We start from the raw sequence: 13,941 nt of genomic DNA on the forward strand, positions 1-13,941 counted from the left end.
GGCTTTTCAATTATGTAAGTGGGAGCCGGGCAAAGCTTGAGCCTTGCCCGGCAAGCGGGTTATTTCTGCGCTGCGGCGCTGTCTTCAATTGCCTGATGGGCTTCCTTGCGGTGCTGCCACCAGTTGCCGAGCAGAAGCAGGATCGGAGCGGCGATGAAGATCGACGACGATGTAGCGATAAAGATACCGAACAGCATCGGCACGGCAAAATTATGAACCGCGCTACCGCCCCAGATTGCCATCGGGAGCATACACAGGAACGTCGTCATCGATGTGTAAACACAGCGGACGAGCACCTGATTGATACTCATATCGACAATCTCGCGTAGCGGCTTTGATTTATAAAGACGCATGTTTTCACGCATGCGGTCATAAACCACGACCTTATCGTTTACCGAGTAACCGATAGCGGTCAGAAGCGCTGCGATAGCTGTCAGGTTAAAATCGAGCTGGAACAGCGCGAAGAAGCCGACCATCTTCGTGGTGTCGAGGATAAGCGTGATGATTGCGCCCATCGCAAAGAACCACTCGAAGCGCCACCAGAGATAGATGAGCATGCCGAGTGCCGACAGGATGACGGCGATGAAGCCTGAACGGGCCAGTTCACCGGAGACTTTCGGGCCGACGACTTCTGTCCGCTCGATTTTCACACCTGGATCAAGTTCGGTCACGGCTTCGCGCATCTTGTTGACGGCAACGGTCTGCGCTTCCTCGCCACCTTCCTGACGCTGGACGCGGATCAGGACATCATTTGGGCTACCGGCTGACTGAAGCGCTACTTCGCCAAGACCCAGTGCGCCTAGCTTGGCGCGAAGTTGCGCCAGATCGGCTGGCTGTGACGTGACGATTTCCGCCTGAATGCCGCCCTTGAAGTCAATGCCGTAATTCAATCCCGGTTTGAAGAACAGACCAATGGACAGAATAGACAGCACAATCGAGACGCCAATGCCGATGAAGCGTGCATTCATGAAGCTGATATTCGTCTTCTCAGGAACGAATTTCAGGAACGGCTCGATGACGAGCACTTTCAGCTTACGCTTGCGAACGTACCACGCCATGACCATGCGTACCAACGTCACATCAGTGAACATGGAGATCGCGATACCGAGCATCATGGTAATCGCAAAGCCGCGAACCGGGCCTGTGCCGAAGGTGAACAACAGCAAGGTCGAGATCAGGGACGTGACGTTAGCATCCACAATGGTAGAGAAGGCGCTATGGAAGCCCTTGTCCAGCGCGGCCATGGCCCCGAGGCCGCGTCGCGTTTCTTCGCGGATACGTTCATTAATGAGAATATTGGCGTCAACCGCGATACCAATACCGAGAATAATACCGGCGATACCGGGCAATGTCAGCGTTGCGCCAATGAGGCTCAAGGCAGAGAAGGTAAGCAAGGTGTGGAGCAACAGCGCCACGTTGGCAATCGTGCCCCAGACGCCATAAAGGAGCTGGATGAAGACCGCGACGAGTACGAAGCCCACGATACCTGTAATCAGACCCATCTTGATGGCATCGCCGCCAAGATCAGGACCAACAGTACGTTCTTCGATAACGGTCAGCGGAGCGGGCAGGGCGCCAGCGCGCAGGAGTGCCGAAAGAACAACTGTGTCCTGAACCGTAAAGCTGCCGGAAATCTGGCCCGAGCCGCCGGTGATCGGTTCACGGATGACCGGGGCGCTTAGCACCTTGCCATCGAGCACGATTGCGAACGGACGATTGACGTTTTTCGTCGTAATGTCCGCGAACTGGCGTGCACCGAGGCTATCGAAACGGAAAGACACGATCGGCTCGTTGGTGCGCTGGTCGAAACCTGCACGCGCGTCGGTGAGACGCTCGCCGGAAAGGGCGATCTGATCCTCGATCGGGTACTTGATGTTCGGATCCTTGGAATCCGGCATGATGGTCACGCCCGGAGGCGGCGCATCGTTCGGATTGGCATCGGCGACCATATGGAAGCTCATTTTCGCCGTGCTTCCGAGAAGCTGGCGAAGCTGCGCCGGGTCTTGAAGACCGGGAAGCTGAACGACGATACGGTCCGAGCCTACGCGCTGGATGGACGGTTCTGCAACGCCGACCTGGTCGACGCGCTGACGGATGATTTCAAGGCTCTGCTGAAGAGCGGCATCAAGACGATAGTTGAAACCTGCTTCGGTGAGGGTCAGGCGTACCTGATTGTCGTTCGAGGCAACATCTATGTCGTTGATCGCCGTGCCGAAACCGCTGGTATTGACCTGCGAAATCAAGGTGCGAAGTGCAGTTTCCGCCTTGGAACGCTGGTCCGCATCAGGGATGGTCACGACGACCGCATCTCCGACAGCACGGATCGACTGCGGCTGGATGCGTTCGGCACGCAGCTTGCTGCGGGCATCGTCAAGCAGAGAGCGCAAACGGTCTTTCTTCAGGCTCGCTGCATCGACTTCGAGCACGAGATACGAGCCGCCGCGCAAGTCGAGGCCGAGCGTGACCTGACGCTTCGGGAACCAGGACGGCATCGCCTCAAGTTGCTTTTGGGTGAAAAAGTTGGGCAAGGCAATGATAACGCCGATCGCAACGATCAGGCTATAAAGCACAACCACCCATTTGGAAGTACGCATGGATTAAGGTTCCGGTTGGTACGCCCCAATTGCCACTCATCAAGCAGCGGTGCGGGCATCGTTTGTAATGGTGTCAGGATTGGTTAAAGCCAATCTTCGAGGATGGCATATTATGCGCTTTTAGGAGGCGCACGGGCAGAGCCAAAATGTCTCTGCAAAACTGCGAGGCGCTGGAAATTCAGCGCCGCTTTGGCTGCTGCCGACTTTGGAAGAGCAAAAGCCACTGCCGCCACGGGCAGCGCTGCTCCGGTGCCATCAAGGTAAACAGCTTTGATCTTGGCTGCGATCGCTTCGATCAAGATCGCCCGCATGGGCTGCGGCGAGGGGGTGGATTGCTGGCGAACAGGGGTTGTCGGAGTGCCTTCGACCTGTCTTGCGACGATGCCGCCGGAGTGACCACGGGCAACATCTTCGTCCGGCGTTGAAAAATCCACGGCAAACAGAAAAGCCGTAAACGACAGAACGCACGTAACGAACAGCATGAAACCATGCCGCTTGTGCTGTTCCGTGTTTTTCATGCCCTTCATCAAATCGCCAAGACTTTCTTTAGAGTCTATCCGTGGAGTTGAGCCAGCTTTTCACACTCATTGCGAATCCTCATTAATCATTTGTGTTCGCACGAACAAGGAAATACTGGCATCAAGGCTCGTCTTATACGTTATGGGTCCGCTTCCTGCGCACCGTGAAATCTTGTAGACGGCCTACGCCTTGCATCCGTTTTAGGGCGCTTTATGTTGAAACCATGTCTTGTTTAACGGCAGAATTGAATTGGCATATTCATCGACGTTTCGTGTTCTTGCATTTTCTCTTCTGATCGGCGTTCTGTCGCCGGGTGGCATTGCGCCTGCCTTTGCGCAGGATAACAAGCCCTCGACTCCGCCGGCGGCACAAACTGCGCCCGCTGCCGCTCCGCAAAACGACTCAGCCCAGCAAGCGCCCGCTGCCACCGATCAGCAACAGGCACCAGCGCCTGTTTCCAGCGTTGTTCAGCAACAAAAGCCTGTCATCAACGATCTGAAGCAACAGACGAAACGGATCAGTGATCAGCTTCCCAAGGCCACTTCGAACGATGAAACGCTGGCCAATCTCAAGCTCCAGCTGGACTCTCTTTCGAAGAAGCTTCTGGATGCTGGCGTTTCATTCCGTCCGCGTCTGACCGAAATAAATACGCGGCTGGAACAGCTTGGCCCCGCACCCTCTGGCGATCAGCCGCCAGAACCGACAATCGTCAGTGAAGAACGCGCGCGACTGACCGCCGAAAAGGCCGAGATCAATGCCATTGTCGGTGAGACGGAGGACACATCGCTTTCCGTCAATCAGATGTCCGCAAAGATCGGCGACATGCGCCGAGACCTTTTTGCACGCACACTTTCACAACGCGTGAATCTCGATACGACGCTGGGTACAGAGGTTGCTTCGGCTGCCAGTAACCAGATGGTTTCACTCTGGCGCATCGTTCAGTCGTGGTGGCGTTTTGTAAGTACGTTCAAGCTCAAGTCATTTCTCGCTGCCGCGTTTTTTGCGTTTGCGGCGGCGCTGGTCATCCAGCTGGGTGCAAGGCGCGTCCTCGGAACGCTCTATCAACGCGATCCAACGATCGAATCGCCCTCCTATCTAAGTCGCCTCTCAGTGGCTTTCTGGTCTACGGTTATACCGTCCGCAGCCGTGGGCGTTTTTCTGGCGACGACTTACTTTTTAATGAACTATTTCAACGTTTTGAGAACAGATATTGCCGCTCTGATTCAGTCGCTTTTTCTCGTTCTTGGGCTCGTTTTCTTCATTCATAGGCTGGCGTCTGCCTGTATCAGCTCGGATATGCCGCAGTGGCGACTGGTTCCGGTCGCACCACGTCCAGGACGCGTGTTGGGGTTGCTGATAACTGCCACGGCGCTGACAAGCGGGCTCGATTCTTTCTTCGGAAAGGTCAACCAGATTTTGTCATCGCCTCTGTCGCTGACGATGGCGAAAAGCCTGCTTGCCACGGTGATGGTCGGCGTTCTGATTCTGGCGATTGCGTTTCTGAAACCGGTTGAGCGCGAAAAGGATGGCGCTGTCCGTTCATGGCCGCGCGCATTCAGAACATTCCTGATCATATTGGGGCTTTTACCCATTCTGACCGCGCTGTTTGGCTATATCGGCATGGCGCGCTTCATATCGCAGCAGATCGTGGTGACGGGCGCATTTCTGGTTACGATGTATATGGGCTTCTTGACTGGGCGTGCAATTTCCGAAGAGCAGGCTTTCGCATCCAGCCAGATTGGCAAGGCAATGCGAGAGCGTTTTCATTTCGACGACGCAACCCTTGATCAGCTTGGCCTTGTGGCGGGCATATTGATCAATCTCGTCGTTGCCTTGATCGGCATTCCGCTTGTTTTGATGCAGCTCGGCTTCCAGTGGGCCGAACTTAAAAGCACCTTCTATCAGTTGATGACCGGCTTCCAGATCGGCAATATTTCGATCTCGCTCATGGGACTATTGACCGGCGTGCTGCTGTTCGTGATCGGCTATCTTCTGACGCGCTGGTTCCAGAACTGGCTCGACAACAGCGTTATGGCGCGCGGGCGGGTCGATTCTGGTGTACGCAATTCAATCCGCACAGTCATAGGCTATGTTGGCCTTTGTCTTGCCGCTCTGGTTGGTGTATCGGCAGCCGGGTTCAATATGTCGAACCTGGCCCTTATCGCCGGTGGTTTGTCTCTCGGCATCGGTTTTGGTCTCCAGAATATCGTCCAGAATTTTGTTTCTGGTCTCATTCTGCTCGCCGAACGTCCGTTCAAGGTCGGCGACTGGGTAGAAGCCGGCACGGTCAGCGGTATCGTCAAGAAGATCAGCGTGCGCGCAACGGAAGTGGAAACTTTCCAGAAGCAATCGATCATCGTGCCGAATTCGACGCTTATCAACGGTAACGTCGGCAACTGGACCCATCGCAACAAGCTCGGGCGCATCGATATCAATGTACAAGCCTCTTATACGGAGGAGCCACGCCGGGTCCACGCGCTGCTTCTCGAAATTGTTCGCGGTCATCCGTCGATCTTGAAGAATCCTGAGCCGTTCGTTTCGTTTCAGAACATGAACGATTCACTGATGATTTTTGATATCTACGCCTATGTGGCCGATATTACAGCGACGGGTGGTATCAAGAACGAGTTGCGATTCCAGATTGTAGAGCGCTTCCATGAGGAAGGATTACACCTGTCGTCTACCAGGACTGATCTCGTTCTCAGTGTGCCTGAAATCGAAAAACTCTCCGATTTGATGCAGAAGGAGAAAGAGCCCTCATCATCAGCCAAGAAGAAAAAGGCCCTGGCAGAGAAGCCGGAAGTCGACGAGGATGCCGACGACCGGGCTTGATGAACGTTTCGTTCAGTTGCAGTTCAGTTTTGTCCGCTTATAAAGGGGATGACAGAGGGCAATAGGGCTCTTGCGACATTGGACATATCGCGGCGGGAGCGATGGAAAGGTCGGGACGGTATGAACAGAAATCAGGCCAACAGCTTGGGGAAGCTCGTTCTTGGTGCAGCAATCGGTTTTGCGGTTTCGGCTGGCAGCGCCTACGCCGCGCAGATTTCCAATAATGATAGCGGCCCTCAGACGATTGTCGTTACGGAAGGCGCTTCCAAGCGCGAAATGATTGTCGCGCCCGGTGAAACTGTTGAATTCTGCGCCTCGGGCTGCTTCGTAACGTTTCCGAACGGGGACCGCGAAGCGTTGACCGGCGATGAAACGATCACGATCAGTGGTGGCAAAGCCACGTTGAAATAGTTTTCCCATTGCGAAATGTGAAAAGCCGAGGTGTTGCCTCGGCTTTTTTGTATGGAAAGTGTCTCGGTCAGCTGCGAGGCTTGAGGTTTTCCGGATCGTAGAGAGGCTTGTAACCTATCGAGAGCACTTCAACCGGATAAGTCTCACCGAAATATTCCACATTCAGCTTGCGACCTTCCTGACAATAGGCCCATGGCAGGTACGCGAGCGCGATGTTCTTGCCAATCGTCGGGCCATAGGCGACTGAGGTCGTGAAAGACCGGCGGCCAAGTTCGTCAATGAGTGTTTCTCCGGTATCCAAATCCTGTACTGGCATGATGCCGACAGGATACCTGGCCACACCTTTCGAATCGACATTGTCGGTTATGACCAGCGTGCAGAGCATGGCAGGCTGATGCTCGCGGGCGCGATATTCCACATGCTTTGCCTTGCCGCGGAAATCCGCCTCCTTGACCTTCGGGCGAGCAAGATCGGCTTCGAGAAGGTTATACTCGGTCAGCAGATCGGCATTCTGCAGGCGTAAGCTCTTTTCCATGCGACGCGTGTTGGCATAGGTCTCGACGCCTACCGCAATTACGCCGGTGGAGCGAAGCGCATCCCAGACGGCAAGGCCGTCTTCGTAACGCATATGCAATTCCCAACCCTGTTCACCGACATAGGAAATGCGGAACGCGGTAACATCCTTGCCCGCAATCCGGATTGGCTTGATGGCAGCGAAGGGGAAGTTTTCCGCATCAAGACCTTCAGGTCTCTCAACGACCTTCTTCAGGTTCTCGCGCGCATTCGGACCCCAGATGCCGATGGTGACGTATTTTTCCGTCACATCGGTGATCGTAACGTCAAAGCCCTTATCTTCGGCCACGCGGCGCATATAGTGGAAGTCGCGAGGCCCGGCATCGGCGCCATTGATCATACGGATGCGGTCTGTCATGCGGATTGCCGTGAAGTCGGCCCGCACCATGCCTTCGTCGTCGAGGAAGTGGGTATAGATGCCCTTGCCGATATTGGCGTCGCCGCCGATTTTAGCTGCACAGAGCCACTCCATCAGCTCGACATGGTCGGGGCCTTCAATGTCGTACATGGCGAAGTGCGAGAGATTGATGATACCGCAATTTTCGGTCAGTTCGAGGTGTTCGGCATTGGAGACGCGCCAGAAGTGGCGGTTATCCCATTCGTTTTCGCGCACCGGTACGCGATCACCATATTTTTCGAGAAGGTGTTCATTGGCGGCATAGCCGTGCGCGCGTTCCCAGCCGCCAAGCTCCATGAAATGGCCACCGAGTTCGACTTCGCGTTCATAGAATGGTGAGCGGCGGATATTGCGGCCCTTGGAGAAGGGTTCACGCGGATGAACCGCCGGATTGTACACCTTCATCGCCGTTTCCGTGCAGCGATCCCAGATGAACTGCTCGGTCATCTGATGCGGGTAGAAACGGGAATAGTCGACGGCGTGATGATCAATGGACGTGCGACCGTCGGTCATCCAGTCGGCAATGAGCTTACCCATGCCGGGACCGTCCTTGACCCAGATGGCGACTGCATACCATAGGCCGCGCACCTTCTGGCTTTCGCCCATGGATGGGCCGCCGTCGGTCGTGACCTGCAGGAAGCCGTTGAAGGAGTGGCTTTCATTGTAGCCAAGCTCGCCCAGAATGGGCGTCAGCTCGATGGCGCGCTCAAGCGGTTCGAGAATCTGGTCCATCTCAAGATCGCGCTGTGATGGCGAGAGACGTGCTTCATGCTTTTCCAGAAGGTCACGCGGATGGCACAAGCGCGGGTTCTTTTCTTCGTAATAACCCCATTCGATCTGGCCGCCTTCGGCAGTTTTCGGATCGCCGGTGTCGCGCATATAGGCGGAGTTACCCTGATCGCGCATGAGCGGCCAGCCGATTTCCTTACCGGTGCCTTCAAACTCGTTATAGGGACCGAAGAATGTTAGCGGATGGTCAATTGGCATGACTGGCAGGTCTTCACCAACCATTTCGGCAATCAGACGTCCCCAAAGGCCAGCGCAGATGATGACATAGTCAGCTTCGATGGTGCCGCGATGCGTGACGACACCCTTGATGCGTCCGTTTTCGACGATTAGCGACTGGGCCGGTGTGTTGGCGAAGCTTTGTAGCTTGCCTGCAGCTTCAGCCTGATCAATCAGCTTGCCGGCGACGGTCTGCGAGCGCGGAATGACCAGACCGGCATCGGGGTCCCACAGGCCGCCTTGAACCAGGCTTTCCTCGATGAGCGGGAATTTTTCCTTGATCTCTGACGGTTCCATCAGGCGAGCACGAGTGCCGAAAGCTTTACCCGATGCGACCTTGCGCTTGATTTCGTCCATGCGGGCATCGTCACCGACGCGCGCTACCTCGATGCCACCGACGCGGGCGTAATGCCCCATCTTTTCATAGAAATCGATGGAGTAGAGCGTTGTCCAGCACGACAGGAAGTCATGGCTGGTCGCATAGCAGAAGTCCGATGCATGGGCAGTAGAGCCGATGTCGGTCGGGATACCCGATTTGTCGATGCCGACGATATCGTCCCAGCCGCGCTCGATCAGATGGTGTGCCACCGAGGCGCCGACGATACCGCCAAGCCCGACGATCACAACTTTTGCCTTCTTAGGAAACTCTGCCATTTTATGCGTCCCTAGAGCATTTCCAGCAAAAGTGCGTAGCGGTTTTGCGTCGGATAATGCGTGAAAAAGATGGATAGAGCGGTTCCAACGACTCCGTATTACCTGAAACCGCTCTCGTTGGTATTTGACAAAACCATAGTCGTTGCCCGGTCGCGACATTTGCCTTTATACGACATATTCGCAGCGTCAGACGACTGCATGTCAGCTTCTGGAAATCCCGGAAGGTTGAGCATCGGCTGTCCTGTTCGCGACATATCCAACAATCCTGCATCCACAGATGGTCGGTCTGTAGAACTGATTCCGGAAAAGCCTGTATGGTTTTGATTTTATTCTGAAAGCTGACAGTAGTGGAGCTGCTCCATTCAAGATGCAGCTCTATCTTTCTTTAGTGTCGTGCTTAAGCGGCGATGAGCATTTTGCGCTCGGCCCGTTCCTGTTGCGGCGAGCGTCCGTATAATTCCCGATAGCATTTGGAAAAATGCGACGCCGAAACAAAGCCACAGGCGACGGCGACCTCGACCACAGGCATGGATGACTGCAACAATAGATGCCGTGCGCGATCGAGTCGAATTTCCAGATAATAACGTGCCGGAGACCGGCCCATCTCCTGTCGGAAAAGACGCTCCACCTGACGCCGCGAAAGACCAATCGTATGGGCTACATTGATCAGTGCCTGCGGCTCTGAAAGATTGGCTTCCATCATCTCGATGATGGTGAGCACCTTGGAGTTCTGAATGCCGAGACGGGCCCGCAGCGGCAGGCGCTGGCGATCCTGTGGGCTGCGGACACGGTCGGTCAGTGCCTGTTCACAGATCTTGTTGACCAGATTGGCGTCGAAATCATCTCCAATCAGCTTCAGCATCATATCGAGAGAGGCGGTTCCGCCCGCGCAGGTGTAAAGGTTGCCATCGACCTCAAAGAGATCGGCATAGACCTCGGCCTTGGGAAAGGCTTCCGAGAAACCAGGGAGATTTTCCCAGTGAATGGCACAGCGTTTGCCAGATAGAAGCCCGGCCGCGGCCAGTATATGGGCGCCGGTACAAAGTCCACCGACTGCCACGCCGCGATTATATTCCTCACGCAGCCACGCAAAGACCGACTTGTTTCTGAATTCTTCCACGTAGACGCCGGAACAGACGAATACCATCGAGGGGCGCTGCTCGCGCTGCAGGAAACGTCGCTCGTCTTCCAACGATGCATTGACGGCGCATTCCACACCGTTGGATGCGGTCACCGGTTTTCCATCAACCGATGTCAGTCGCCATCTATAGGCGTCATAACCCAGCATCCGATTTGCAATGCGCAATGGCTCAATGGCCGTTGCGAATGCAATCATCGAAAAGTTTGGAACCAGGAAAAAGACAATAGACCGCTTAACCGATGAAGCTTGGATCATGCCCGATCGTTCCCATTTTCGAAAGGCTCTGGCTGCGGTTCCCGACGCAGTTGAAGCCTTGTGTCTCCGTCACGACTCCGGGTCTTTTGGGCCCGGTTTTCTCCGGTCGCTTTCAGACCGGCAATCTTGCTGCGTTGGCCCGGATTCGCAGGGGGAGGGCGATGGCGCAAACAAGATAGTGTTCTATTGAGACACAGAACGGGTAGGTTGCAAAGTGCGGCTAAATGCCTGCCGCGAAAAGGTATTTTAATGTCGGGAAATTGAGGGCGGATCGCATGACCGCCCTCAATTGGCTTTACTGCCCACGCTTGAACTCTGCTGTGTTTTTGGCGATGCCCGGCAGACGATCATCAACGTTTGGCCAGCCGATATCGTGCAATATGTGTTCAGGTAGCGATTCCAGCACACGACGGCTGCGTTTCACCCGACGTTCGTACGACCAGGCTTCGATCTGTTTTTGCACTTCGGAGTAAAATGCCAGAAACCATGACTGTGCGTTCGCAACGGATGACGTTGATGTAAAGCGCACGACTGATGCCCGGCCGTTGGGAGCGGATTGGCATTGAACGGTCATTTTCTATCTCCTCATTCAGGAAGTTCGGTTGATACGCTCGCTGCAGCTCTGCTTGTTCGTGTCCTCAATGTGCATTCTGCTTGACGTTCAATCAAACGAAATATAGAAAGGCTTAAGATCAGAAAATTTGAACAAAGAGTGGAAAACGGAGTCCGTCATGACAGCGCCCGTTCAACATCCCCTTCCGATGCTCGATATCGATGTGCTGCGCACATTTGTGGCAATTGCCGATACGGGAAGTTTCTCCTCTGCTGCGAACGCGGTGTTCCGCACGCCCTCTGCCGTTTCGATGCAGATCAAGAAGTTAGAGGAGCAGATTGGTGTTGCAGTTTTCGATCGGGACGCACGCTCGGTTACGCTCACCAGCGATGGCGAGATTCTGCTCGGATATGCGCGTCGTCTTCTGGCTCTCAATCGAGAGGCAGTCTCGAAATTTGTTGCGCCCACAGTGACCGGAGTGGTTCGGCTTGGGTCGCCGGATGATATCGGCGAATGCGTATTGCCGCTTGTCTTGAAGCGTTTTGCCGAAAGCCATCCGGGCGTAACAGTGGATGTCGTGATCGACCAGAGTAGCAATCTGCGCAAGCGGCTCGATGAGCGACGGCTCGATGTTACGCTGATCAACATGTCTCATACGATACTAAACAAAGGCGATGTGGAAGTTCTGCTGGATGAGGAACTCGTCTGGGCGGGTGCCAAGTGTGGTACGGCTTATCGTCGGGAGCCTCTGCCTCTTTCGATTTGGGAAGAAGGATGTGCCTGGCGCGGCAATGCGCTTGAAGCGCTTGAGACTAGCGGCCGTCCTTACCGCATTGCCTATATGAGCTCACATTCGACAGGACAGCGGGCTGCGATCATGGCTGATCTTGCCATTGCGCCATTTGGTAAAACGCTATTGAGCGATGGAATTGTCGCTCTGGGGCCGGAACATGGTTTGCCCGCTCTGGGACGTTATCAGCTGGGTATAATTGTGAAGCCGGAAGCCGGGCCGCACATTCAGGTCGTTGCTGACCATCTGCGGAATGTTTTCGAAGGTTATCGCCGTTCCGGCCGGTTTGAGACTTTTCGTTCCAGCTGATGACAGATCACAGTTTATTGGGACGGGAACTAATGCATTCTCTTGCCAGCGAAAAACGCTGCGCTAGATTTCTTTTGTGACAGCCGAGTGAATCGGCTTCACCGCCAGATGCCGGGCAGGGGCTTCGTATGTGGCGGGAGGCATAACTGGTTTGAATAGACTTGGAACTCTATGCACCTAACCCTGAAGGGGGAGGATTGCACATCCCATTGGAGAGACTGTCATGAAGCTGACCCGACTTGTCCCAGTTGCTATCGTTCTCTGCGCATTCACGCTTGCGTCCTGTGCAAATACTGTACGCGGCGTTGGCCGCGACGTAAAAGGCACCGCTAATGCGGTTCAGGAAACAGTAGAATAAGAGAATAAATGGCCCGGGTTTCCCGGGCCTTTCCTTTATGGAACCAGAAAATAGCTGACGGTTATGTGCTTGTCTGGTCGGGTTTTATATTCAATCTCGGTGGTAGCGATACCGTCATGAGGTATTGTGATGTTCGCATTTTGCAACAAGGTAGCAATGCGTTCATTGGGTTCAGCGCCACCGAACCACATAACGAGTACGGGTGATGTCAGGTGAGCTCTGGCATCTGGCGTTTCGGGATGAACCACACGCAACGACGAATCAAATAGTCTGAAATTGCCCGGTATCTGTGCATTGTCCGTCAAGATCGTCTTGAACGGGCCTTTCGCCTGCACTTCCTCGTAGAAATGACGATAGTCGAGCTGACCGTAAGGCGGAGAGCTGGAGCCATAGGTCAGGTAATAGCTTAGCACCGGTGGGACGATAAGAGCTACGACAGCGCTCACGACAGCGAAGTCGATCAAGGCCCGGTTTCCGGTCCTGTAACGAGCAAAAAGGCTCGCTATCAGTGCTGGAGTGAGGAACAGAACGGGCTGCAGCCAGCGATCTTTCACGTTATTTGCGCCGGTGGCGATAACGCCAACGAGAACAATAACCAGTCCGACTAGGATCAAGAGCCGCAGGAATTTCTCGCCGGTGGTCAGCGGAACGGAGGGGGCGGTTTTCTTCTGCCAGTGAATGAGTGCGATGATACCCGCGATTGCCAGGGCAAGGATCGAGAACAGAAAGGCTGCTTCTATCAGGCTCTCGACGCCCATCAGCCGGTCGAAGAAGACATTGCCGGAAGCGCCGATTTCAAACTTGCTCGCGCGCGCCATGACGCTGGATTTGTGTGCGAACATCCAGAGCGCAGTTGGTCCGAAGCAGATGGCGAATGCCAGAATCGTAACGAAACTCAGCTTGGAGAGCAGTATCCGGCGGTATTCGGGAATGAGAAGTCCTGTCATGATCAGCATGATCAGGAAGAATGAGGCATTGAATTTGCCGAGGATAGCTGCAGCCATCGCGATGCCTAATGCGGCGGCAGAGACGACACTGCGCCTGCGCATATGCCAGGCAAAGGCCAGGAAGGCCCAGCCACAACCGGCGGTGCCTGCAACTGAATGGGTCAGGGCGCGTTGTGATTCCCAGCCGATTTGCGGGATGAGAAACAGACCAAGCATACCGGCTGACGCGACGATGCGCGAAAAACCGAGCAGTCTCATAGCGCCGTAAACGCTTAGGAACAGGCTTGCAAGAATGCTGAATTTCACGATCTGGAGTGTGAGCATCGATGTGCCCAGCACCGATGCAACCAGATTGGTAATCCAGGTATAGAGAGGGGGTTGTGATCCGCCATACCCCCAGTCCAGGTAGCCAATATTGGCCAACTGCTCGGCGTCATCAAGGCCTGCGCCGTTGGAAACAACGGTGACGAGAATGGTTTGGAACGCGAAATAGCACAGCACAAATATTACAGCCAAAGGCAGGCCGAAAAGTTTCTTATCGGCAGTGGAAACAGCGGTGGCTGGTCGTTGTGCAGTCAAATTCATTGCCCTGAATAAAAATCA

10 protein-coding genes are annotated in these 13,941 nt (G+C 54.7%); 4 read left to right on the forward strand and 6 right to left on the reverse strand.

The window, feature by feature from the left end; genetic code table 11:
* Positions 1–59: 59 nt before the first annotated feature.
* Together secD and FG152_RS19120 are read right to left on the reverse strand one after the other, a co-directional pair.
* Positions 60–2,594: a protein translocase subunit SecD gene (gene secD, locus FG152_RS19115; protein WP_012091842.1), complete on the reverse strand. Its 2,535-nt coding sequence runs from the start codon at positions 2,592–2,594 to the stop codon at positions 60–62.
* 110 nt (positions 2,595–2,704) lie between these two features.
* Positions 2,705–3,121, reverse strand: a complete 417-nt coding sequence (locus FG152_RS19120; RefSeq protein ID WP_010659823.1) for a hypothetical protein — start codon at positions 3,119–3,121, stop codon at positions 2,705–2,707.
* Between the two features lie 241 nt (positions 3,122–3,362).
* Here FG152_RS19120 and FG152_RS19125 point away from each other — a divergent pair, with 241 nt between their 5' ends.
* The gene (locus FG152_RS19125; protein ID WP_010659824.1) at positions 3,363–5,945 is read left to right on the forward strand and encodes a mechanosensitive ion channel family protein; all 2,583 of its coding nucleotides are present in this window, start codon (positions 3,363–3,365) and stop codon (positions 5,943–5,945) included.
* Positions 5,946–6,065: 120 nt separating this feature from the next.
* Positions 6,066–6,356, forward strand: a complete 291-nt coding sequence (locus FG152_RS19130; protein ID WP_010659825.1) for a hypothetical protein — start codon at positions 6,066–6,068, stop codon at positions 6,354–6,356.
* Positions 6,357–6,423: 67 nt separating this feature from the next.
* On the opposite strand, the gene FG152_RS19135 is transcribed toward FG152_RS19130, so the two are convergent.
* The 3 genes from FG152_RS19135 to FG152_RS19145 form a co-directional block, all read right to left on the reverse strand.
* A complete protein-coding gene (locus tag FG152_RS19135) occupies positions 6,424–8,985 on the reverse strand; it encodes a GcvT family protein (RefSeq protein WP_036579678.1) in 2,562 nt (853 codons plus the stop codon).
* Positions 8,986–9,382: 397 nt separating this feature from the next.
* Positions 9,383–10,381: a GlxA family transcriptional regulator gene (locus FG152_RS19140; RefSeq protein ID WP_012091847.1), complete on the reverse strand. Its 999-nt coding sequence runs from the start codon at positions 10,379–10,381 to the stop codon at positions 9,383–9,385.
* 295 nt (positions 10,382–10,676) lie between these two features.
* On the reverse strand, positions 10,677–10,955 hold the full coding sequence (locus FG152_RS19145; RefSeq protein WP_010659828.1) for a DUF1127 domain-containing protein: 279 nt from the start codon (positions 10,953–10,955) through the stop codon (positions 10,677–10,679).
* A gap of 157 nt (positions 10,956–11,112) precedes the next feature.
* Here FG152_RS19145 and FG152_RS19150 point away from each other — a divergent pair, with 157 nt between their 5' ends.
* Both FG152_RS19150 and FG152_RS19155 read left to right on the forward strand, forming a co-directional pair.
* Positions 11,113–12,033: a LysR family transcriptional regulator gene (locus FG152_RS19150; protein WP_012091849.1), complete on the forward strand. Its 921-nt coding sequence runs from the start codon at positions 11,113–11,115 to the stop codon at positions 12,031–12,033.
* Positions 12,034–12,256: 223 nt separating this feature from the next.
* Positions 12,257–12,391, forward strand: coding sequence for an entericidin A/B family lipoprotein (locus FG152_RS19155; RefSeq protein ID WP_010659830.1), 135 nt, complete (start codon positions 12,257–12,259; stop codon positions 12,389–12,391).
* 35 nt (positions 12,392–12,426) lie between these two features.
* Here the strand turns inward: FG152_RS19155 and FG152_RS19160 are convergent, their stop codons facing one another.
* Positions 12,427–13,923: a glycosyltransferase family 39 protein gene (locus FG152_RS19160; RefSeq protein ID WP_010659831.1), complete on the reverse strand. Its 1,497-nt coding sequence runs from the start codon at positions 13,921–13,923 to the stop codon at positions 12,427–12,429.
* Positions 13,924–13,941: the final 18 nt, after the last annotated feature.

Origin of the sequence: Ochrobactrum sp. XJ1 (assembly GCF_024701725.1) — a bacterium.
GTDB lineage: Bacteria > Pseudomonadota > Alphaproteobacteria > Rhizobiales > Rhizobiaceae > Brucella > Brucella anthropi.